Consider the following 22,244-nt stretch of genomic DNA (forward strand, 5'->3'; position numbering starts at 1 on the left):
TCAGCCGGCATCGCCGGAACGTCCGGAGCCACAGGACGACAATCAGAGCGGCTTCGTCCTCAGCCTCAACGCGTTGCCGATTACGCTGACCGACGACAGCGCCATGGCTGCGGCCGCCACGACGGGCGAGAGCAGCAGCCCGAAAGCGGGGTAGAGCACGCCCGCGGCGATAGGGACCCCGGCGGCGTTGTAGACGAAGGCGAGCACCAGGTTCTGCCGGATGTTTGACATCGTCGCCTCCGACAGCCGCCGAGCCCGCACGATGCCGTTGAGGTCGCCGTGCACCAGCGTCACCCCCGCGCTCTCGATGGCGACGTCCGTGCCCGCCCCCCATGGCGATGCCGACGTCGGCGGCCGCAAGGGCGGGAGCGTCGTTCACGCCGTCGCCGGCCATGGCGACGACCCGGCCCTCGCGCTTCAGCCGCTCTACGACCTCGTGCTTGGCCTGCGGCAGCACGTCGGCCTCGACCTCGTCGATGCCAAGGGTGCGCGCCACAGCCTCAGCGGTGGTGCGGTTGTCGCCCGTCAGCATGACGACTCGCAGCCCCTCGGCCTTCAGGGCGCGGATCGCCTCGGCGGTCGTCGGCTTGATCGGGTCGGCGATCGCGAGCACGCCCGCGGGCTTCCCGTCCACCCCGACATAGATGGCGGTCGCTCCGTCACGCCGAAGCTGGTCGGCCCGGGCGGTCAACGAGGACACCTCGACGCCGCGAGCCTTCAGGAAGTCGGCGTTTCCGATCACCACCAGCCGCCCACCAACGTTGCCGGACACGCCTTTGCCGCTCGGGGCGTCGAAGTCATCGACCCCCGGGATGGCGAAGCTGCGGGCCTCGGCGGCCGCGACCACGGCGGCCCCAAGCGGATGCTCGGAGGCGCGCTCGACCGCCGCCGCCAACCTCAGGAGGTCGTCCTCCGCGAATCCTTCGGCAGCCACGACCGCCGTGACCGATGGCTTGCCTTCGGTGAGCGTGCCCGTCTTGTCGACCACCAGGGTGTCGACCTTCTCCAGCCGTTCCAGCGCCTCGGCGTTTCGGACCAGGATCCCGAGGCCCGCGCCCTTGCCGACGCCGACCATGATCGACATCGGGGTCGCGAGGCCGAGCGCGCAAGGGCAGGCGATGATCAGCACCGCGACGGCCGCCACCAGCCCATAGGCGTAGGACGGCTCCGGCCCGAACGCGGCCCAGGCGACGAAAGCGACCGCGGCGATCAGGATGACGGCGGGCACGAACCATCCCGACACGGTGTCGGCAAGACGTTGGATCGGCGCGCGCGAGCGCTGCGGCCTGGGCGACCATCTGGACGATGCGCGCCAGCATGGTGTCGCGTCCGATTTTTACGGCCCGGACGGTCAGGGCTCCAGACTGGTTCAGCGTTCCGCCCGTAACCGCGTCGCCGACGGCTTTCGCGATCGGCATCGACTCGCCCGTGACCAGCGCCTCGTCGACGACGGAGCGTCCGTCCCGACCTCGCCGTCGACGGGGACTTTTTCGCCCGGGCGGACGCGGATGCGGTCGCCCACGCGATCTCCTCGACCGCGACCTCCTCATCCGATCCGTCCGTCTTGAGCCGCCTTGCGGTCTTTGGCGTGAGGTTGATCAGCGCGCGGATCGCGCCGGATGTCTGGGTCGCGGGCGCGCAGCTCCAGCACCTGGCCGAGCAGCACCAGAACCGTGATCACGGCGGCCGCCTCGAAGTAGACCGCGACCGTCCCATCCGGGCCGCGGAAGGCCGGAGGGAAGACGCCCGGAGCGAGCGTCGCCACGACGCTGTAGGCGTAAGCGACCCCCGTTCCCCATTGCGATCAACGTGAACATGTTGAGGTTTCGCGACACGATGGACGCCCATCCGCGCTGAAAGAACGGCCACCCGGCCCAAAGCACGACTGGCGTCGCGAGCGCGAACTGAATCCAGACCGAGACCGACATCGGAACAAGGTGATGGATCGCGGGACGAGGTGCGAGCCCATCTCCAGCAGGAAGACCGGAAACGGCGAGCGCCAGCCCGATCCAGAAGCGCCGCGTCATGTCGGCGAGTTCGTGGTTGGGCTGGGGCCTCCGCCGTGACGAGGTCGGGCTCGAGCGCCATGCCGCAGATCGGGCACGAGCCCGGACCCTCCTGCCGGATCTCGGGATGCATCGGGCAGGTGTAGACCGTGCCCTCGGGCATCGGCTCCGGTTCGGCGGAGGACGGCGACGGGTACCTTTCCGATCCGCCTCGAACTTCGCCTTGCAGCCGGCCGAGCAGAAGAACTCGGTCTTGGGCCCAAGCTCGAGCCGATGCTTGGCTGTCGCGGATCGAACTGTCATGCCGCAGACGGGGTCGATCGCCATCGAGCCCCTGACGTCGCGTCCGTGGCCGTGCCCGCCACAGCACGAAGCCTTCGGCATCGCGCCGTGCGCGTGTCCGTGCGGGTCCATGGTCACCTCCCGTCGCTTTCCGATATACCCACCAAGGGTATCGTTCAGCAGTTGCGTGATATACCCCAATAGGGTACATGGTCAATCATGCAGTGCTGCACCAAGGCCTCTTGCGGGAAGCGACTCAACCGGATCGAAGGTCGGTCCGGGGCATCGCGCGCATGCTCGAGGAGGACCGCTACTGCATCGACGTGGTCACCCAGATTTCCGCCGTCCGGGCCGCCTTGAAGCGGGTCGAGGAGGAGATCCTCAAGGACCATGTCGGCCACTGCGTCGAGAATGCGATCCAGTCGGGGAACAAGGACGAGCAGCGCCAGAAGGTGGCGGAGCTCGTCGACGTCCTCGGGAGGGTGCGCGGATGACCGTCCGCTCGCTGCTCAGGATCGCCGCCGGCCTCGCGCTCGCGCTGTTCGTGGCGATGAGCTGGGCTACGCCCAGCGAGGCCCACGGCGCGCCCGCCGCGGCCACCCAGCAGGCCGAAGACTATGCCGCGACCTCGGACGTCGTCGCTTCGACGCCCGATCAGGGCATGGAGGCAACCTCCTCCGACTGCACAGGTCACATGGGTCAGTCCGGCTCGGGCAAGACCACCTGCTGCAGCAACACCTGCCATGCCGCCATCTCGACCGAGATGGAGCCGCTCCAGGCCGTGACTCTCAAGGTGACCGTCCTACCCGCGGTTCCGGCGAAGGCCGCCCTGTCCGGGCCGACCGTCCACATCAAGCGCCCCCCGAGAACGTCCGCCGCGCTGGTCGGCTGATGGTCTCAAACGCCTGACGCACGCCCTTATCCAGGGCTCCGTCGACACACTCCGAGACATCTGACCGACCACGCGCCTCGCCGGCGCCACGGCGCCCTTGCGCTTGCTCGTTCAGATTCCGGGGTTTTTCATGAAGCCGCTCGTCTCGGCCGCCGCCGCTCTATTCTTGGGCGGTTGCTCAACGCAATTGCCATCGCCCATCGCGGGGCGTGACGACCCAAGCAATCCGTCCGCGTCGGTTCCGACCGTCCGATACAGCTCCGTCACGGCGGGCACGGCGGACTACCGCCCGGTCGAGCCGAAGCCTTGGCTTGACCAGAACAAGGGCGTCGCGCCGAAGCCTGCGGAGGGCATGTGATGGCGGCGCTCCTTTCACGCCTCCCGAGGGCGGCTGCGGTCGTCGCGCTGTCGGCCTCGCTCGGCGCTTGCGCGTCGGTCTCGGCGGACGGCATGATCCCGGTCGTCTCACGGGTTTCGCTCGACCTCGGCAAGGACACGGCGAAGATCGTCACGGCGTCGGACGCCGGAGCGGTGAAGGCGCGCGTCGACCGCCTGCTCGCGAGGCCGCTGACCGCCGACGCCGCCGTCCAGATCGCGCTGCTCAACAACCGCGGTCTCCAAGCCGAGTACAACGCGCTTGGCGTGTCCGAGGCGGAGTTCGTCGAAGCCAGCCTGCCGCCATCGCCCACGATCTCGATCGAGCGGGTCGCCGGCTCCGGCGACCTCGACGTCGAGCGGCGTCTTATCGCCGATTTGCTCCAGCTCCTGACGCTGCCGCGCCGCACGAAGATCGCCGAGAGCGAGTTCCGCGCGGCCCAGTACAAGGCGATCGCGGCGACCTTCCGGACGGCCGCCGAGGCGCGCCGGGCGTTCTTCCGCGCGGTCGCAGCCCGGGAGACCACCGCTTTCCTCGAGACGGCGCGGGGTTCGGCGGGCGCCGCAGCCGAACTCACCAAGAAGCTCGGTGAAACGGGAGCCGCCACCAAGCTCAACCAAGCTCGGTCCGGCGCGCTTTACGCCGAGGTCGCGACCGAGCTTGCCGAGGCGCGTCTGGAGGCCGCCAAGGAGCGCGAGGCGTTGACCCGCCAGCTCGGCCTGTGGGGGCGTGATCTCGACTACAGGCTGCCCGCGCGGCTGCCGTCGTTCCCGCGGCTCAAGACCCAAGGCGATGTAGAGGCGACGGCGATCCGGCGCCGGGTCGACATCATCGGCGACCGCCTCGAGCTCGACGCGCTTGCGCAATCTTACGGCCTCACCGAGCAGACCCGTGCGATCTCCATGCTCGAGGTCACAGGGCTCGCGAACCACGCGAAGTCGGCCGAGGGCGAGAAGGCGAACCCGAAGGGATTCGAGCTCGCCGTCCAAATCCCGATCTTCGACTTCGGCAAGGCGCGTTTGGCGAAGGCCCGTGAAACCTACATGGGCGCGGTGAACCGGCTGCTCGAGAAGGCGGTAAACGCCCGCTCGGAAGCCCGAGAGGCCTACGCGACCTATCGCGGCCGCCACGAGATCGCGCGCGCCTACCAGAGCCGCGTGCTGCCGCTGCGCAAGGTCATCACCGAGGAATCGCAGCTCCAGTACAACGGCATGCTGGTCGACGCCTTTGAGCTCCTGACCAACGCCCGCGAGAACGTCGCGTCGAACGTCGCGGCGATCCGGGCCAAGCGCGACTTCTTCATCGCCGACGTCGACTTCCAAGCCGCCCTGATCGGCGGCGGCTCCCCGGCCGAGTCGGCTCCCGAGCCGAAGCTCGCTTCGGCCACATCCGCCTCGGCGGCGTCCCCCCAATGAAACCGGAGGCACCCATGACCGTCTCGCGCAGATCGTTCCTGTCCGCGTCCGCCGCCGGGGCGACGTCGTTGGTCGCGGCGTCCGCGGTGTCCGGCCGCGTCCAGGCCGCATCGATACCCGAGGCCGCAACCATGAAGGACGCGACCATGCGGCCGCCGCTCGTTCCGACGACCGGCCCCGACTACAACCCCGTCGTCACGCTCAACGGCTGGACCGCGCCCTGGCGCATGAACGGCAACTGGAAGGAGTTCCACCTCGTCGCCGAGCCCGTGATCCGCGAGCTCGCCCCCGGCATGGTGGCCCACCTCTGGGGCTACAACGGCCAGTCGCCCGGCCCGACCATCGAGGCGGTCGAGGGCGACAAGGTCCGCATCTTTGTCACCAACAAGCTGCCGGAGCACACGACCGTGCACTGGCACGGCATGCTCCTGCCCTCGGGGATGGACGGCGTCGGCGGACTGACCCAGCCGCACATCAAGCCCGGACAGACCTTCGTCTACGAGTTCCAGCTCCGTAAGAGCGGGACCTTCATGTACCACCCGCACGCCGACGAGATGGTTCAGATGGCCATGGGCATGATGGGCTTCTTCGTCGTGCACCCGAAGGATCCGGCGTTCCGGCGGGTCGACCGCGACTTCGTCTTCCTGATGTCGGCCTACGACATCGACCCGGGAACCTACGTGCCCCGCGTCGCGGAGATGACCGACTTCAATCTCTGGACCTGGAACACGCGCGTGTTCCCGGGGATCGACCATCTGGTGGCCGCCAAGGGCGACAGGGTGCGGGTGCGGTTCGGCAACCTCACCATGACCAACCACCCGATCCACATGCACGGCTACGACTTCAAGGTGTCGTGCACGGACGGCGGCTGGGTGCCGGAAGCTGCCGCCTGGCCCGAGGTCACGATCGACTGCGCGGTCGGGCAGATGCGCGCCTTCGACTTCGTCGCGGACGCTCCCGGCGACTGGGCGATCCACTGCCACAAGTCGCACCACACCATGAACGCCATGGGCCACGAGGTCCAAAACTTCATCGGCGTGAACAAGAAGGACGTGGCCAAGACCATCAAAAAGCTGGTCCCCGGCTACATGCCGATGGGTCAGGCGGGCATGGCCGACATGGGCGAGATGGAGATGCCGCTCCCCGACAACACGCTGCCCATGATGACGGGCTTCGGCCAGTTCGGCCCGATCGAGATGGGCGGGATGTTCTCGGTCGTGAAGGTCCGCGAGGGAATCGCGTCCGGCGACTACAGCGATCCCGGCTGGTTCAAGCACCCGGAGGGACAGGTCGCCTTCGAATGGAAGGGCGAGGCGCCCGCGGCGCGCAAGGCTGCGCCCGCGGCCGCCAAGCCCGGCGACATGCAGATGAACGTCGTGAAGCCGAAGGCAGGCTCCGGCGGGCACGCGAACCACTGAACCCGACGCCCAACAGGACCAATGAGATGAAGAAGTTCCTTACGCTTGCCGTGCTCGTCGCGGCGCTCGCTCCGGCCGCGGCGTCCGCGGACCCCGGCCATTCGCATGGCGAGGCCACGGCCTTCGGCGAGCCCGGCGACCCCAAGAAGCCCTCACGCACTATCGATGTGGTCATGAAGGAGACCGACGACGGCAAGATGCTGTTCGAGCCGATCTCGATCGCCGCGAAAATGGGCGAGCAGGTCCGATTCGTCCTCAGGAACGAGGGCCAGATCGACCACGAGTTCATGCTTGCGACGCGCGTCGAGAACGACCGGCACGCGGTCGCGATGCGGAAGAACCCGGACATGGAGCACGACGAGCCGAACGGCCGCCGCGTGGCGCCGGGCAAGTCCGACGAGATCACCTGGAAGTTCTCGAAGTCGGGCGAGTTCAACTTCGCCTGCCTGATCCCCGGCCATCGCGAGGCCGGGATGGACGGCACGGTCGCCGTCAAGTGACCCTACGGAGGCATACGAACATGAAGAAGACAGCAACGCTCCTCGGGGCCCTCGCGGTCGCCATCATCTCCACCGCAGCGTCGGCCGCAGACGGCACCGTCAAGAAGGTCGACGAGAGCGCGGGCAAGATCACGCTCGACCATGGCCCGATCAAGAACCTCGGCATGGACGAGCCGATGTCGATGGTCTTCAAAGCCGCCGACCCCGCCATGCTCAAGGGCGTGAAGCCCGGGGACAAGGTGCTGTTCGAGGCCGACCGGGTGAACGGACAGATCACCCTCACCAAGATCCAGAAGAAGTGACGTCCCGCTGGGCGGCCGCGGGACGTGGCCGCTCAGCTCCCATTGAACGAGGAAACTCAAAATGAACCGGATCGCACTTGCGGCCGCGCTTGCCCTGACCGTCTCGACGGCCATCGCGCAGGAAGCCAAGTCACCGCCGTCGGGCACAGAGAGCCTTCCCAAGGCTTGCCAGGACGCCTCCCCCGGACAGGGCGCAACGGGCAAGGCGATGGAGATGGGCGACATGGCGGCCCATTCGATGTCCGACATGGGCGAGGCCCGGATGGCCTCGATGAAGGCCATGCAGGACATGGGCAAGGCCATGCGCGCGACCCACGGGATCAAGGACCCGGACCTCGCCTTCATCTGCGGGATGATCGCCCATCACCGCGGCGCCGTCGCCATGAGCCGTATCGAGCTGCAGTCCGGCAAGGACGAGCAGGCGAAGTCATGGGCGAAGAAGATCATCGCGGACCAGGAGCGCGAGATCGCCGAGTTCGAGGCGTGGGCGGCCAAGTCCGACAAGGCGAAGTGAAGGTCCGGCGGCGGGCGGAGGCCTCGGTCGCCGCCGTTGCCGGGAGGACGACGATGCGCGTGATCCTCATCTGCCTCGCGCTCAGCGCTTCGATGGCGGTCGCCGCCCCTGAGGGCCAAAGTCCCCCCTCGGTTGACACGGACATGCTGGCGAACGTGCTGTCGACGGCGTTCCTCGCGAAGAACCTCACCCTCGTCTGTTCGCAGCAGGACAGGTGGTTCGCCGAGGACACCAGGATCCGAGACCTCGACGGCGTCGGATTCGCCGACCACGTCCAGCGTGAGGTGCTCGATCGCCTTTCGCAGACGGAGTCGGGGATCGTGGTGATCCGCGCCGCGAACGCGTCGCGGGCGGTCTCGATCGGCTTCATCCACGTCATGGGAGACGGGCCGGCGGACGAGCAATCGGAGCGCTTGGCCGCCTGGTGCAAGGCGACGGCGAAGCCCTTGGTGCAGGGGATCCTGGCCCAGCATGAGATCCGTCACGACCTCTACGACCGCATGCTGGATCAGGCGAAGCAGTGACCGATGCTTGCGAAGACCGACCGACTGACGTCTTCACGAGCGCTGTGTTTAGGCGCATGGTCGCTTGCATGAACCTCGGCGCCCGCGTGCGGCATGTTCTGATCTTCGTGCTGATGCTCGGCGTCGGCGCGATCCCGGTCGCGGCGAACGCCGCGGCGGTCATGGCCGCGACGCCTGTCGCCATGGACTCGATGGAGACCATGGCGGACGGCATGCCTTGCTCCCCGGATGACGCGCCGGTCATGCCGGACTGCCAGAAGAGCTGTCCGCTGCTCGCGACCTGCATGACGAAATGCGCCCCCGCCGCGCCGATGGCGGTCATGACCAGGTCACATCGGATCTTGGTGCTGTCCGCCGTCTTTCCCGGTGACGACCCCGCCAGGGCAGGCCCGGTCTCCGAACCCCCGGCCCGACCTCCCCGAAGCTGAAGTCCGTCTACGGCGCCTCAGCTCCCAGACTTGAACCGCAGAAGCCGAAGCGTGTCCGCCGTCGCCACGCGGAGACGACGGAGGAGCCGCTGCCGTCGGCAGCTCCAGGCAGACGTCGGGCCATTGTCGTTTGAAGGAGGGATCGCGACGGTTTGCGTCGACGAGGCCTGTCGACAAGTGGACGTGAGCCGGACGTGTGCGAAGGTGGCTGGGAAGAGAAGGAGGGCGAAGGCTATGACGATGGACCGCAGGACGTTCACGCTGGCGGCGGCCGGTGCCGCGCTGCTTCTCCCGGGCGGGGTCCGCGCCGCTCCGGCGATGACCGTCCACAAGGATCCAAGCTGCGGCTGCTGCGGCGCCTGGGTCGATCACGTCCGCGCGGCCGGCTACGAGACGCGGGTCGTTGAGACCGCGGCCATCAACGCCGTCAAGGCGAAGCTCGGCGTGCCCCCGGGCCTGAGGTCCTGCCACACGGCCGAGATCGACGGCTACGTGCTCGAGGGGCACGTGCCCGCGGCGGCGATCGGCAGGCTGCTCGCCGAGCGCCCGAAGGTTCGCGGCCTCGCCGTGCCCGGGATGCCGATCGGGTCGCCCGGCATGGAGGTCGAGGGCCGTGATCGAGAATCCTACGACGTGATGGCTTTCGGCGACGGCGAGCCTCGGGCCATAATGCGGTTCCACGGAGGCGTCGCGCTTTAGTGCTTCGTCGGGAGGCGTAAATTTAGTCCGCTTCTCGGCGACGATGCGATGTCTGCTGTCTGGCGCAGGCCAGCCTTACGTTCGTGAGCCAGAGGTCAGACCGTCCTCCCGCCACGTGCGGTTCCGGACCTGATCGACCTGCTCTGCTCCGCACCGAAAAGCGGGAGCGGAGCACCCAGCATGCGGAAGGAACGCCAGCAAAGCGCGTCGACCAGCCAGGGCTCCGCGGATCGGGTGGCGTTCTAGCGGGAAGCTAGAGATCGCGCTGCCGTGATGACAACGAGCGCTACGCCTCTGTGCTCTTGCGCCTCCCCACCATTGAAATTCTTTCATTGCATTCACGCGTTTGACGCGTTCCTACCGCTGCCTTGAAGCGACCGTTGTCCTGTGGCCGGCCCGGCCGTCTATTAAGGCAAGCTGCCGCTTGGGGTTCGGAATGGTGAAGCTACGCTACGGGGATCGCCGTGCGGTCGAGGACGCCTTCGACATGGGCGGCGGCTACGTTCTGCATTTCTCGGACCGCACCATCGCCGAGTTCTTCCAGGACGAGGTCGGCGTTGATCTTTACGACGAGAGATACGCGTTCAACGGCCAGTCCAAGGCGAAGCGTCTGCGCGCCTTTCTCGAGGTCGAGGACGAAAGGGTCGTGGCCCGCTGCCTGCGCGCCCTGTGGGCCCATCGCGAGACGCTCCCCGTGTACGCCCAGAAACCTGACCACGAACGCCTCAAGGCAGCCGTGCTCGATCTCGCGGACAGGCTCGAGCGCGGATCCGACCTGCCGCTGATGGATGCGCTTGACCGTTTCAAGCCCGACCTCACGCTGGACGAGTTGATCGAGGGAATCAGTCGCGACATCAGCGCGGACAAGCCCCAGGTCGCCTTGGACAGGCTGCACACCTACTGCATGAAGAAGTTCACGCACCTGCTCGATCAGAACGGTGTGGCTTGGAACGCCGAGGAGCCGCTCAACAGCCGGGTGGGCAAGTACGTGAAGGAGCTGGAGCGTAGGCACCCGCTCCAGGAGATGACCAAGCAGATCGTGAAGAGCTCGATCACGGTATTCGACCGGTTCAACTCGGTTCGCAACAACAAGACGCTGGCGCACGACAACGAGCTGCTCGATCCTCGCGAGGCTAGGTTCCTCTTCGACTCGATTTCCGCGATCCTGCGTTTCTTCCGATCCATCGAGTCAGCGCGCTTCGGGCCCTAGGAGCGGCGAGCTACCTCTGCTCGCCGCCGAAGAGCATCGAGATCCTGTTCGCCAGGCTGACGCACGGATAGCAGAAGCTCTCGCACGGCTCCTTGCGGTCACAGACAAGCTTCACGATGTCGTCCCGAGTGGGCTGGGTCGCGAAGGCCCTGACCGCGGCTGCCACAACCAGCGCCGTCTCGGGCTTGAGCGTCACGGTTCGGTCCGCCCTGAAGGCAGCCTCGAGACGCCGCGCAATGGTGTCGAGGCTCGGGCGCCTGCGTTTGTGCGCGGTCTCCATGACGTGAACATAGAGAGAACATTTGCTCGACCCGTCAAGGCGACTCGGGCACTCTCCGTGCTGTCAACAAAGGAGAGATTGCCATGGCGGAGGCCGCGAAGCCGATGGGACCGGACGAGGCGGCACTCGCGCTAGAGCGCGCCACCGACGAGGCGGTCGAGGCGTGCGATGGCGACGCATGGGCCGCGGTGCGGGCGCTTCTGATCGCCAACGCCGCCCTCGAGGAGGAGGTAGCCCGGCTGTCGTCTCGCGTGTCGAATGGCTACGCCCGCGGTCGTGTCAGGCGGGCTACGGTGCGATGACGGGTCCTAGGGTCGAACTCGCCGCCGAAGTCGTGAAGCAGCTTCGGAAGGAAGCTGCGGAAGCCGAGTGGAACGAGGACCATGAGCGCGCGGACCGGCTGCGACGGGAGGCCGATCGCATCGAGGCCCGCGGCGAGACTTGGGAGCCGAACTTCTGAACAGTCGCCCTCACGGCAACCGTTTGGAGATCCTCATCTGGGTCAGGGTGTTCCGTGCGGGAACGACAGTGAGGCAGCCCACGGTCTACGGCATCGGGATCTCGTGACCCCGTCCACGTCCACAACCCAGCGTAAGCTGCTAGGTTGGTGTTGAATGCTGGCAGCCCGGGCGGCCTTGAGGCTCCGGCAATCGTGGCTAACCCCGGGTTGCGCCAACGAATCCCGCGTGCATATTTTCGCGCGAGGTATCCGGAGGCGAAGCGAGGCCGGACCAGCGTTCAGGACTCGTGATGCCGCCCCCTGTCGAATCCCACACCGACCAGCAATCGGCCGTGAGGCTGCTCGCGGCCATCTGCGCGGCTGCCCAGCCTCCCGCCGACGACAAGGTCGGGGCGGACGTCGTGGGTGTCCTCAGGGCCCAGTCGCGCCTGCAGGCGCTCGACTTCTGGATCCGCTACCCGGACTACCTGGCCAACGAGCTGCTGAACGGGTTCGAGAAAACGGGTTCGAAGGACGAACTCGAGCTGGCGCGCCGGATCTTCGACGATCGCGAGCCGGACCTTCGGCGCGTGCCGATGATCCGGTACCACTTCGGCGCCTTCGAGCCACTCCACAACCCGCTCTCGATCCTGCGGTCGCGCGACCTCGTGAGGCAGCACCGTCACGGCCAGCCGGGACACGTGACAGAGACATGGTACCTGCTGACCAAGTCGGGCCGCGCGGCGATGGACGACCTGGCCGCCGCGGCGCCTGAACTGGCTTGGTATCGGGACCGCGCGGCCGTCGCGTCGCGGGTCGCCGGCGGAGCCGGGGGCGCAGCCCTGAAGGGTCGCCAGTACCTGCAGGACGAATACGCGGCGACGCCGCTCAAGGGGATGATCCCGTCGATCGCCCCTCGTGTGCGCGAGCGCCTGGAAGCGCTGGCGGAGAAGGCGGACGGATGAGCGATCGTTGGCACGAGCAGGTCGCCGAGAAGGCGGGCGTCGAGACGTCGCGGGTCGAGACCATCCTCAGGAAGAGGAACATTCGCACCCGCCTCGGGGCCAGGCCCGCGCGCAAGCTCAGGATCACGGCAGTCAGGTTTTCCGGAGAGAAGAAGGGCAAGGCCAGCGGCCGCATCGACTTCTCGTGGGACGGGCTCGGCGATGGGGTCTGGGCGGTCGCGAGCGACGGCACGAACCTCGTCGGGAAGTCGACCGTCCTCGAGATCATCCTCTGGTCGCTGCGCGGCGAGGTGAAGAGCCTGCAAGGCGACGTGAGGAAATGGCTTGAGCACGTCAGGGTCGACTTCGCGCTCGACGACCAGCCGTTCGCCATCGACTTCGCCGTGACGAAGGGCGTGCCGAAGGGCAGGCTGGTGCGCCTCCGCCCGGACGGAAGCGAAGACGCGAAGGACGGCTTCGAGACCCACGCTGCCTTCGCGGCGACGATGTCGGACTTCATGATGGAGGCGCTGGATCTCGATCCGATCCCGTACCAGCTAGGGAAGGACGAGGCGGCGCAGGTGGCCGAGCACGGCTGGAAGGCGCTAGCCGGCGGGCTTTACCTATGGGGCGCGCACACGCGCCTGCTCGGCGACACGGACTTCGGCGGACTGCCCGCGCGAATCCTTCAGATCTACGTGGGCCTGCCATGGGCCTCCACGGTCATGCAGACGTCGACGGCGCTGAAGGACCTCGGCACCGAGGACGCCCGGGCAAGAGCGGTCCAGAAAACGGCTTCCGAGCTCAGCGCAAAGGCGGTCGAGCAGGTTGAGAAAGACCTTTCGGACGCCCGTGAACGATTGTCGAAGCTCTCTGACAACGCCGATTTCGCACGGCTGGTCGACGGACTCGCCGAAGCGGTCGTTGAGGCGACCAACGCGTACAACGAGATCGAGCGAAGGCTCGCAGACGCCGAGGATGAGGAAAGGAAGCTTCGGGCCGCGAAGGATGCCGACGAGCGCGAGGCCCGCGACATCCGCGAGACGTTCGTCGCCTCGAGCTTCTTCAATGGCCTTCAACCGACCTGCTGCCCTCGCTGCGAAGCGGTGGTCACGAAGGACAGGATCAAGCGGGAGCAGACCGACTTCAGTTGTTCCGTCTGCACCGAATCGATCCCGGCCGAGAAGATGGAAGACGTCAACGAGCGCCTTGCGGAGGCCGACGAACGCGCCGCGGCGACGAAGGCCGCGTTCGATCGCGCCGCAGCTTCCGTCCGCGAGCTGAAAGGTCATGTGAAGATTGCCCGGGATGGGATGGCTGCCGCGCGCGACGCCCTCGCCGCGGCTCCCGCGTCGAGCGACCTGCGAAAGCGCCGCGACATCGAGCTTGAGATTGCCGGGCTCGAGGGGAAGCTCGAGGCGCATTCCGAAAGCGCGGAGGAGCCGGAAGCCGCGCCCGACCGCCCGGTCGTGGCGGCGGCGCATGACCTCGCCAAGAGCGCCATGGACGCTGCGGCGAATGAGCTTCTGACCACGCTGAACGCCGAAGTCCTCAAGCTGGCGCAGCGCTTCGGCGTCGTGACGCTGGAAGCGGTCGAGATCGATGCTCAGGCCCGCATGCAGCTCCGAAAGGGCGGGGCCTCGATGCCGTTCGGCGAGGTGACCAAGGGCGAGCGGCTCCGGTTGAGAATTGCCACCGCCGTCGCACTCTTGAGGGTGGGCAAGGTACTTGGGGTCGGGCGCCATCCGGGGCTGCTGGTCGTCGACTCCCCCGGAGCGGAGGAGACGGACGACAGCAACCTCGAAGCGCTCCTGAAGGAGCTCCGTTCCGTCGCGGAGGAGGTAAGCCTTCAGGTGTTCGTGTCGAGCGCGAAGGCGAGCGAGGTCCTCACGCTGCTCGCTCCCGCGAACTGTCGCGTCGCGGCCAAGGGCGAGTACCTTTGGTGAAGGAGATGGGAAGCCTGCATGTCGACCGTCATAGCCATAGACGACCTGCTGGAGCGCGGGGCGCCTGTGACGCTCGGCGCCGTTGGCGGGCGCGCCGCGGTCGAGGCTGACCTCGGCGCGCTCCTCGCCTCGCCGCACGTGGACGTCATGGTCGGATGGGCCGTCGACGCCGCTCCCGGCGACGAGTCCTTCACCGACGACCTCGTCATCAAGGGGTTCCAGAATGCCGGCTTCGCCGTCACGCTCCGGGCCGCGTCGCACGCCCTGATCGCCTCGGCGCCCGTCCGGACCCGGCTCGCTCCACGCATCGGAAGGGCGCTCGAAAAGAGGTCGGAGATCCGCGGCGACGAGCGGAACGGCCTCGTCGCCGCCTACGCCCTCGAGACATGGCTCCGTCTGGCTCTGGCCGAGGTCGTCCAGCGGCACCGCCTCGTCTCGATCCTCGTCGACATCGAGACCGACGAGAACGGCCTGTTCGCCGAGCATGCCGCGAAGATCGTGGGCACCGCATTCCACGCCTGGCGGGAGAACGACCTGCTGCCCGTGCTCGATCGCCTGCGCAGAAACCCCGAGGCCAGCGGCGAGGCGACGTTCGAGTACGCCAACGCCCTGCTCTCGGTCGCCCTCGACGGCGACGACCAGCACGAGGTGATGGGCGGCCTCGAGACCGCGCAGGTCCTGTTCGCGGAGGCCGGGCGCATCGACGCGGACCGATCCGACGCCCACCTCTACGCCGCTGTCATCGGCGTGGTCCGGGGCTTCGCGCAAGGCGCCGGGGAAGCCGACCTGGACGCCGCGGTGAAAGCCGTCGGGGAAGCCGCAGCCGATCGTGCGTTCCTGCTGTCGGCGGGCCGACTTCCCGATTGGCTGGCCCCGCGGTGGGACCGGGACGTTCAGTGGCTCGAGCTGGTCGACAGCGTCCCGCGCATCGCCTGCGACCTCGGCCGACCGAGCTGGCTACGCGCCTGCGCCGTGCTCGACGGCCTTCTCAAGGTCTACGACGCGGACCGCACCATCCCGGGCGCGGCCGGGTTCGGCGCCGTGCTCAGGCCGCGTATCGAGGCGAGCTTCGTGCGAGAGCGGGGGCTGCTCGCCCATCTCGACGATCGCCTGGGTGACGAGGCTTTCGTGGGCGCGGACCGTAATGCCGCCGTCGCCCTGCGGAGGCGGATCGAGGAGATCGCGGCGGAGCCAAACCCGCCGGGAAAATTCGGAGAGGGCGCCTTCGAGAAGCTCCGTGGCGCCCTCGAGGAAATCGGAGCAACGGAACGCTTCATTGAGCGGGTGACGGACCTCGTCGACAGCAAGCTCCTGGTCGACTTGGAGATCGCCAACCCGGTCGTGCAGCGGCTCTTCAACGACATCCGCTCAAGGCTCGAAGGCGCCACGCATTACGAGGGCAGGATACGAGTCACGTTTGACCGCCTCCTCCTGCAGGTGATCCTCTTCTGCATGGACCGACAGGACGCGGCCAAGCGAGAGTTAGGACCGCGCGGAGCCTATCTGTTCGAGAAAAACGCCGTCGAGGGCGACCTCCAAAAGGACCTTCGCGATTGGCTCAAGGGAAACATGCCCGAAGCCACGGTGCTCACGGAGATCGAGGGCATCGCGAAGGGTCGATGCGACGTGTACGTAGGTCACGGCGGCTGGCGGTTCTTGGTCGAGCTCAAGCGGCACGAGGATCTCGTCACGCCGGAGGAGGCCAGGAAGTACGTCGGGCAGGCGGCGAGCTACCAGGGCACAAACGTGAAGCTTGGCATGCTCGGAATTCTTGAGCTCGTCGATCGGACTGGGCCGCCGCCAGGGCTGGAGAGCTGCCTCTGGTACGACAGTCTCGTCCCGGAGGGCGACACCGAGGCGCGCCACCTTGTCATCTTCAGGGTGCCGGGACGGCTGAGGCGGCCGAACGAGCTTTCGAGGTGATCGATCCGGTAATCTGGACAGCTTCACCCTCCGAGTCTGAGACGAGCCCGTGGTCTGGCTCGCTCGGCGGGAGCAGGCTTCTTGCACTGTGGGATCCGGCTTGCAGCACGTTGTCCCGTTGACGTCTTCCCGCGCGTGAACAGCGGGTAGCGGGGCGCCGCATCCGCGTGTCATTGTCGCCGCATTCAACCCATGGGTTCGGCGGCCTCGCGTGACCTGGTTTTTGATTGCCCTCGCCATCGCGGCGTTCATCGTTTGGAAGGCGATGAAGAAGTCGAACCCCGGCCGTCCCGTCGGCCTGCCGGAATATGAGCGAGGCCAGCCGCGCGACGTCGGCGGAATGTCACGGAAGAACCAGGATCCAGTCTACACGCTCAAGCGGCAGCCAAGACCGGACAGGACCGCCGCGCAGTTCCGGGGCCTTCGGTCGGAACCTCCAAAACGGGAGGAGCGTCCTGCCCCTCCTAACCCTTCGCCGAAGCCTGCCTGGGAGCGATCGGCCCAACCCGAGCGCTCCGTCGCCACGCCCTCCCGGGGACGGTGGATCGCTCCCGGCGAGACCATCGAGGTCGCCGGGTTCCGCTACGCGGGCGGCATGGTCTACTTCGGCAAGGTGCTCGAGGCTCCAAGGGGCGGAGGCGTCGACAACAGTCTTATCGACCCGTCGCTGAAGGTCTCGCCGGGATCGCCCGACCGGGCCGGCCACTCGATGTACTACTGGCCGTCCTATTCCCAGATCCAGCCGCAGGCGCGCCGGGCCTATCTCGAGTGGCTCGCTGGCGGCCGGAAGGATCCGGAAGTCGGCATCGGCTACGTCTTCCTGTTCTTCTACGGCCTCGAGCGGAGGCTGTTCGTGGAGCGCGTCCGCGAGGACTTCCCCGCGATCGCCGAGGAGGTCCGCCGCCTCGTGTCGATCTACGGAGGCAACGGGTCCTTCCACGGCTACGCCAACAGGCTCCTCGACACCCTCGAGGTGATGTCCACGCAGCACGACGTCCGACCGGCGCTCTCGCCGGACATGCGCGTCGGCTACGAGATGCCGATGGCGGCGAGGATCTACCTCGGCCGCCTGCTCGACGGCGGCGCCGCGTTCGGGGCCGACGACGCCCTCGTCTGGCTCCTCGGCTCCCCCGAAACCGGACTGCGGACCCCGGCGACGCGCTGCTTCGACGAGCTGGTGCCGCTCTGGAGACTTCGGTTCGCCGAGCGCTACCCGAATGGGCTGAAGGTCCGGGCGCCCAAATCGCGGCTGAAGATGCAGTACCGCCCGGCCAGCGGGAACTTCGAGATCGACGTCGACGTGCGGCTGGGAGGACGGGAGCTTCCGGACGTGGCCGCGCTGTCGGCTCCGCTGGCGAACCTCCACCAGATCCTCGACGGCTGCACCGACGAGCTCGGCGCCTACAGCCGTTTCCTGGGCAAGAACCCGGAGGGCCGCGGCACCGTCGAGGCCGCCCACCTCCTGCCGAAGGAGCTGTTCGCGTCGGTCGGTGGACAGGTCGCGGAGGCGCGCCAGACCATCGAGGCCCTGTTCGAGGGTAGGTCGCTCGCGACGGTCAGGACGGAGCTGCTCCTCGAGACGCTCGGCATCGAGCTTCCCGCGGGCGCCAAGGTGAACACGGCGATGGCGAACCAGGTCGGAGCCTTCCTCGACCGCATCGACGTCGGCCACGAGCCCGACCGCAGGTACGGGCCGGGCGGGCCGGCCACGGGAGGGCGGGTCCTTCTGTTCAAGGCCGCGGGTGGCGCCCCCGTCGACGGTGAGGCGGGGGCCTACAAGGCCGCACGCACGATGCTCGAGATCTCGGCCATGGCGGCCCATGCGGACGGAGAGGTCGCCGAGGCCGAGTTCACGGCCATCAGGACGGACCTCAGGAACGCGACGGGCCTTTCCGAGATCGAGCGGGCGAGGCTCCTCGCGCACGCCTCGATCCTGCTGAAGGACGGGCCTCGCCAGCAGTCGGCGCTCGGCCGTCTTGCCAAGCTGCCGGACGCAGAGAAGCGGCAGGCGGCCAAGTCCGCGGTCGCGGCGGTGCTCGCCGACGGCCACGCCTCGCCGACCGAGGTCAAGTTCCTCGAGAAGCTCTACAAGACGCTCGGATTCCCGGTCGACGACGTCTACGCCTCGCTGCATCGGGGCGGGGTCGAGGTGGATGCGCCCGTCGCCGTGTCGAAGGCGGAACCGTCCCGCGGAGTGCCGATACCGGAGCGCCCCGCGCCCGCGGCCCCGAAGTCCAACGTGGTCGAGATCGACGCCGCCCGGCTGGAGCGCATCAAGGCCGAGACGTCGGCGGTGTCGAGCCTGCTCGCAGACATCTTCGTCGAGGACACTCCTCCGCCACCTGTTCCCGTCGCATCCCCAACGAGCGGGCCGGCCGCGTTCAAGGGTCTCGACGCGGCCCACGGCGAGCTGCTCGCGGCGATCCTGTCGGCCGGCAGCATCGCGCGGGGAGACTTCGACGAGCGCGCACGCGCCCTTCGGCTGTTGCCCGACGGCGCGATCGAGACGATCAACGAATGGGGCTTCGAGACCTTCGATGAGCCTGTCATCGAGGGCGACGATGACGTGACCGTCGCAGGGCACCTGCGCTCCCAGCTCGAGCAACTGGAAAAGGCGGCATGACGCAGACCATCAAGGCACGCGACCGCGACACCATCCTGCAGGCCCTCGCCGCGGGCGTGGTTCCGCGGACCGGACTTCGGCACATCCAGGTCGGGCGCGCCGCCGAGGTCGGGGCGCTGGTCCGCGACATCGACCGCATCGCGGACGGCGGATCGGCGATGCGGTTCGTGATCGGCGAGTACGGCGCGGGCAAGACGTTCTTCCTGAACCTCATTCGGCTGATCGCGCTCGAGCGGAAGTGCGTGACGCTCCACGCCGACCTCGCCCCGGACCGTCGCGTGCACGCGACCTCGGGCCAGGCCCGCGGCCTTTACTCCGAGGCCGTCCGCAACATGGCGACCCGCACGAAGCCCGAGGGCGGAGCGCTTGCCAGCGTCGTCGAGCGCTTCGTCACCGAGTGCGTGAAGGATGGCGAGGCGCGCGGCGTACCTGTCGAGAAGGCGATCGACGACCGACTGGCGCAGTTGCAGGAGCACGTCGGCGGCTACGATTACGCCGCGGTCCTCAAGGCGTATTGGCGCGGCAGCGAGGAGGGCGACGAGGCCCTGAAGGCGGCGGCGCTGCGGTGGCTCCGCGGCGAGTACTCGACCAAGACCGAGGCGCGCCAGGCGCTGAACGTCCGCAACATCATCGACGACGGCGACGTCTACGACAGCCTGAAGCTCCTGGCCGCCTTCGTTCGGCTCGCCGGCTACGCCGGGATGCTCGTCGTGTTCGACGAGATGGTGAACCTCTACAAGCTCCAGAGCGCCCAGGCGCGGAACCAGAACTACGAACAGATCCTGCGCATGCTGAACGACGTGCTGCAGGGCAACGTCTCGGGTCTCGGCTTCGTGCTCGGCGGAACGCCCGAGTTCCTCATGGACACACGGCGCGGCCTCTACAGCTACCAGGCCCTCCAGTCTCGGCTCGCCGAGAACGCCTTCGCCACGAAGGGTCTGGTCGACCTCTCCGGCCCCGTGCTGCGGCTCCAGAGCCTGACCCCCGAGGACCTGCTGATCCTGCTGTCGAACATCCGGGCGGTGTTCGCGGGCGGCGACCAGTCGGCCTACCTCGTTCCCGAGGAGGCCTTCCCGGCCTTCATGACCCACTGCAACCAGAGGATCGGCGAGGCCTACTTCCGAACGCCCCGCAACACGATCAAGGCCTTCGTGCAGTTTCTCGCGGTGCTCGAGCAGAACCCGGGGACCGACTGGAAGGGGCTGCTGGGCGGCGTGGAGGTGTTCTCCGACGTCGAGGCGCCGACCGAGGGGCCCGATGGCGAGGGATCGAGCGCAGGTGACGACGAGCTCGCCTCCCTCCGCCTCTGAGACCGTCGCGAGCTTCGACCGCCTTCATCCCGAGATCCGACGCTGGATCTGGGAGCAGAAGTGGGAGGAGCTGCGCGACGTCCAGGACCGCACCATCGGCGCCGTGCTCGGCGGCGACGGCGACGTGCTGGTCTCGGCCGCGACCGCCGCGGGCAAGACTGAGGCCGCCTTCCTGCCCGTGCTCACGGCGGTCGCCAACCGCGAGGAGCCTGGCCTCTCGGTGCTCTACGTCAGCCCGCTCAAGGCGCTGATCAACGACCAGTTCGGCAGGCTCGACCAGCTCTGCGAGCGCCTCGAGGTCGACGTCGTGCGCTGGCACGGCGACGCGCCCCAATCGGCCAAGGACCGCGCCCGGCGCAACCCGCGAGGCGTCGCGCTGATCACGCCCGAGTCCATCGAGGCTCTGTTCGTGCGACGGCCGGCCGAGGCCCGGAAGCTGCTCGGGGCGCTCGACTTCATCGTCATCGACGAGCTCCACGCGTTCCTGAAGGGACCCCGCGGCCTCCACCTCTCGAGCCTGCTCCGCCGGATCGACGCGTTGTCGAAAAAGCGCGCGCGCCGGATCGGCCTCTCGGCGACGATCGGCGACCCGATGGTGGCCGCAGCGTGGCTCGCCCCGGAGCGCCCCGAGAGCGTGGTGATGGTCGAGTCCTCCGGCGGCGCCCCGGAGCTGCTTCTGCAAGTCCGCGGCTATCTCGAGCGCCCGGAGGTAGACGACCCCGACGACATGGAAGCGGACGAAGGGGAAGCCGAGCCGATCGCGCTCGACCGCATCGCCGACCACATGTTCGCGACGCTGCGCGGCGCCAACAACCTGGTGTTCGGCGGCTCGCGGCGCCGCGTCGAAGCTGTCGCCGACCGCCTGCGCCGCCGCTGCGAGGCCGCGGGCGTCCCAAACGAGTTTTTCCCTCACCACGGCAGCCTGGCGAAGGGGCTGCGCGAGGAACTCGAGGCGCGCCTGAAGAAGGGCGACCTGCCGACCACGGGCGTCGCCACGACCACGCTGGAGCTCGGCATCGACATCGGCTCGGTGAAGTCGGTCGCGCAGGTCGGCGCGCCGCGCTCGCTCGCCTCGCTCCGCCAGCGGCTGGGTCGAAGCGGTCGGCGAAAGGGCGCGGCCGCCGTTCTGCGCATCTATGTCCGCGAGCTTGTCGTGACGGCCGATTCCGACCCGCTCGAGCGGCTTCGCGTCGACGTAGCGATGTCCGTCGCCGCGGTCCGGCTGTTGCTCGCCCGCTTCGTCGAGCCGCCGACGACCGATCCCGCCGTCGCGACCGTCGTGCTGCACCAGGTGCTGTCGATCATCGCCGAGCGCGGCGGCGCGAGGGCGCCCGACCTCTACGCCGCCGTCTGCGGGGCCGGCCCGCTGTCCAGCTTCGGCAAGGCGGACTTCGTCGAGCTGCTGCGCTCCATGGCCTCGCCGGAAGCCAAGCTGCTCGAGCAGTCGCCCGACGGGACGATCATGCTCGGGGAGAAGGGCGAGCAGCTCACGACCGGACGCGACTTCTACGCGATCTTTCCAAGCGATGAGGAATGGCGGCTGGTCGCCGGCGGACGGACGCTCGGCACGATCCCGATCGCGAACGCGGTCGGCGTCGGTAGCCTTGTCGCCTTCGCGGGCCAGCGATGGCGGGTCACCGCGGTCGACGACCGCAGCAACGTCCTCGAGGTCGAGATCCACCGCTCGGCCAAGGTCCCGAAGTTCGACGGCAAGGCGAACGAGCCGCTGCACGACCGCCTGCTTGCAGAGATGTTCGAGGTCTACCGATCCGGCGACGTGCCCGCCTTCCTCGATCCGGCAGCCAAGGCGATGCTGACCGAGGGCCGCGAGGCCTTCGACGAGCACGGGCTCGCCGAGACCCGCTTCGTAGCCTCCGGGCGTGACGTGCACGTGCTGCTCTGGCGCGGGACCGAGTTCTGCACGGTCTTCTCGATCGCGCTGCAGTCGGCCGGCCTCGAGGTGGAGGTGAACGACCTTGGGATCACCGTGGCGAACGCCACCGTCGAGGAGGTCCGGGCCGTGGTCGCCAATCTGGCAGGAATGCCGCCGATCCCGGCCGGGGACCTAGCCGAGTTCGTCGAGAACCTCCGGGCGGCGAAGTACGACGAGTTCGTGCCCGAGGCGTTGCTGCGGAGGTTCTGGGCTCGAGATCGCGCCCATCTACCGAGCGAGATCCTCGCCGTGGCTCAAGCGCTGGCTAGGGACTGATCGA

Annotated in this window: 20 protein-coding genes and 2 pseudogenes; 20 read left to right on the forward strand and 2 right to left on the reverse strand. The window is 68.1% G+C overall.

The window, feature by feature from the left end:
* Nucleotides 1-42 precede the first annotated feature (42 nt).
* A pseudogene (locus K6K41_RS24725) lies at nt 43-2,420 on the reverse strand (heavy metal translocating P-type ATPase).
* Between the two features lie 87 nt (nt 2,421-2,507).
* Here K6K41_RS24725 and K6K41_RS24730 point away from each other — a divergent pair.
* From K6K41_RS24730 to K6K41_RS24785, 12 genes and pseudogenes are all read left to right on the forward strand, one after another.
* Nucleotides 2,508-2,782: pseudogene (locus tag K6K41_RS24730) on the forward strand (metal-sensitive transcriptional regulator).
* Nucleotides 2,779-3,180, forward strand: coding sequence for a hypothetical protein (locus tag K6K41_RS24735; RefSeq protein WP_261402709.1), 402 nt, complete (start codon nt 2,779-2,781; stop codon nt 3,178-3,180). The pseudogene K6K41_RS24730 and the gene K6K41_RS24735 overlap by 4 nt, the downstream one beginning before the upstream one ends.
* Nucleotides 3,181-3,310: 130 nt before the next feature.
* Nucleotides 3,311-3,538 carry a hypothetical protein gene (locus K6K41_RS24740; RefSeq protein WP_261402710.1) on the forward strand — a complete coding sequence of 76 codons (228 nt, stop codon included), beginning with the start codon at nt 3,311-3,313 and terminating at the stop codon, nt 3,536-3,538.
* Entirely contained in the window at nt 3,538-4,971 is a 1,434-nt protein-coding gene (locus K6K41_RS24745; RefSeq protein WP_261402711.1) for a TolC family protein, read from the forward strand. The genes K6K41_RS24740 and K6K41_RS24745 overlap by 1 nt, the downstream gene beginning before the upstream one ends.
* Nucleotides 4,972-4,985: 14 nt before the next feature.
* Nucleotides 4,986-6,389 (forward strand): multicopper oxidase family protein, encoded by a 1,404-nt coding sequence (locus tag K6K41_RS24750; RefSeq protein ID WP_261402712.1) that lies wholly within the window; start codon nt 4,986-4,988, stop codon nt 6,387-6,389.
* Between the two features lie 26 nt (nt 6,390-6,415).
* On the forward strand, nt 6,416-6,889 hold the full coding sequence (locus tag K6K41_RS24755) for a cupredoxin domain-containing protein (protein ID WP_261402713.1): 474 nt from the start codon (nt 6,416-6,418) through the stop codon (nt 6,887-6,889).
* 20 nt (nt 6,890-6,909) lie between these two features.
* Nucleotides 6,910-7,191 (forward strand): copper-binding protein, encoded by a 282-nt coding sequence (locus K6K41_RS24760; RefSeq protein ID WP_261402714.1) that lies wholly within the window; start codon nt 6,910-6,912, stop codon nt 7,189-7,191.
* 61 nt (nt 7,192-7,252) lie between these two features.
* Nucleotides 7,253-7,705 carry a DUF305 domain-containing protein gene (locus K6K41_RS24765; protein ID WP_261402715.1) on the forward strand — a complete coding sequence of 151 codons (453 nt, stop codon included), beginning with the start codon at nt 7,253-7,255 and terminating at the stop codon, nt 7,703-7,705.
* Between the two features lie 92 nt (nt 7,706-7,797).
* Nucleotides 7,798-8,229 (forward strand): hypothetical protein, encoded by a 432-nt coding sequence (locus K6K41_RS24770; protein ID WP_261402716.1) that lies wholly within the window; start codon nt 7,798-7,800, stop codon nt 8,227-8,229.
* Between the two features lie 68 nt (nt 8,230-8,297).
* The gene (locus K6K41_RS24775) at nt 8,298-8,657 is read left to right on the forward strand and encodes a hypothetical protein (RefSeq protein ID WP_261402717.1); all 360 of its coding nucleotides are present in this window, start codon (nt 8,298-8,300) and stop codon (nt 8,655-8,657) included.
* A 234-nt stretch (nt 8,658-8,891) separates the two neighbouring features.
* Nucleotides 8,892-9,356 (forward strand): DUF411 domain-containing protein, encoded by a 465-nt coding sequence (locus K6K41_RS24780; protein ID WP_261402718.1) that lies wholly within the window; start codon nt 8,892-8,894, stop codon nt 9,354-9,356.
* A gap of 436 nt (nt 9,357-9,792) precedes the next feature.
* Complete coding sequence (locus K6K41_RS24785; RefSeq protein ID WP_261402719.1) at nt 9,793-10,566, forward strand: abortive infection family protein; 774 nt, start codon at nt 9,793-9,795, stop codon at nt 10,564-10,566.
* 10 nt (nt 10,567-10,576) lie between these two features.
* Here the strand turns inward: K6K41_RS24785 and K6K41_RS24790 are convergent, their stop codons facing one another.
* Nucleotides 10,577-10,846: a hypothetical protein gene (locus K6K41_RS24790; RefSeq protein WP_261402720.1), complete on the reverse strand. Its 270-nt coding sequence runs from the start codon at nt 10,844-10,846 to the stop codon at nt 10,577-10,579.
* 83 nt (nt 10,847-10,929) lie between these two features.
* Between K6K41_RS24790 and K6K41_RS24795 the strand changes: the two genes are divergently transcribed.
* From K6K41_RS24795 to K6K41_RS24830, 8 genes are all read left to right on the forward strand, one after another.
* Nucleotides 10,930-11,148, forward strand: a complete 219-nt coding sequence (locus K6K41_RS24795; protein ID WP_261402721.1) for a hypothetical protein — start codon at nt 10,930-10,932, stop codon at nt 11,146-11,148.
* On the forward strand, nt 11,145-11,306 hold the full coding sequence (locus tag K6K41_RS24800; RefSeq protein ID WP_261402722.1) for a hypothetical protein: 162 nt from the start codon (nt 11,145-11,147) through the stop codon (nt 11,304-11,306). Before K6K41_RS24795 ends, K6K41_RS24800 begins: the two co-directional genes overlap by 4 nt.
* Before the next feature lie 290 nt (nt 11,307-11,596).
* Nucleotides 11,597-12,250 (forward strand): hypothetical protein, encoded by a 654-nt coding sequence (locus K6K41_RS24805; RefSeq protein ID WP_261402723.1) that lies wholly within the window; start codon nt 11,597-11,599, stop codon nt 12,248-12,250.
* Nucleotides 12,247-14,175, forward strand: a complete 1,929-nt coding sequence (locus K6K41_RS24810) for a hypothetical protein (protein ID WP_261402724.1) — start codon at nt 12,247-12,249, stop codon at nt 14,173-14,175. Before K6K41_RS24805 ends, K6K41_RS24810 begins: the two co-directional genes overlap by 4 nt.
* Before the next feature lie 18 nt (nt 14,176-14,193).
* Entirely contained in the window at nt 14,194-16,098 is a 1,905-nt protein-coding gene (locus K6K41_RS24815) for a hypothetical protein (protein WP_261402725.1), read from the forward strand.
* A gap of 211 nt (nt 16,099-16,309) precedes the next feature.
* On the forward strand, nt 16,310-18,721 hold the full coding sequence (locus tag K6K41_RS24820) for a tellurite resistance TerB family protein (protein WP_261402726.1): 2,412 nt from the start codon (nt 16,310-16,312) through the stop codon (nt 18,719-18,721).
* Entirely contained in the window at nt 18,718-20,031 is a 1,314-nt protein-coding gene (locus tag K6K41_RS24825) for an ATP-binding protein (RefSeq protein WP_261402727.1), read from the forward strand. Before K6K41_RS24820 ends, K6K41_RS24825 begins: the two co-directional genes overlap by 4 nt.
* Nucleotides 20,000-22,240, forward strand: coding sequence for a DEAD/DEAH box helicase (locus K6K41_RS24830; RefSeq protein WP_261402728.1), 2,241 nt, complete (start codon nt 20,000-20,002; stop codon nt 22,238-22,240). Before K6K41_RS24825 ends, K6K41_RS24830 begins: the two co-directional genes overlap by 32 nt.
* Nucleotides 22,241-22,244 lie beyond the last annotated feature (4 nt).

Origin of the sequence: Chenggangzhangella methanolivorans, from assembly GCF_019797865.1 — a bacterium.
Lineage (GTDB): Bacteria > Pseudomonadota > Alphaproteobacteria > Rhizobiales > Methylopilaceae > Methylopila > Methylopila methanolivorans.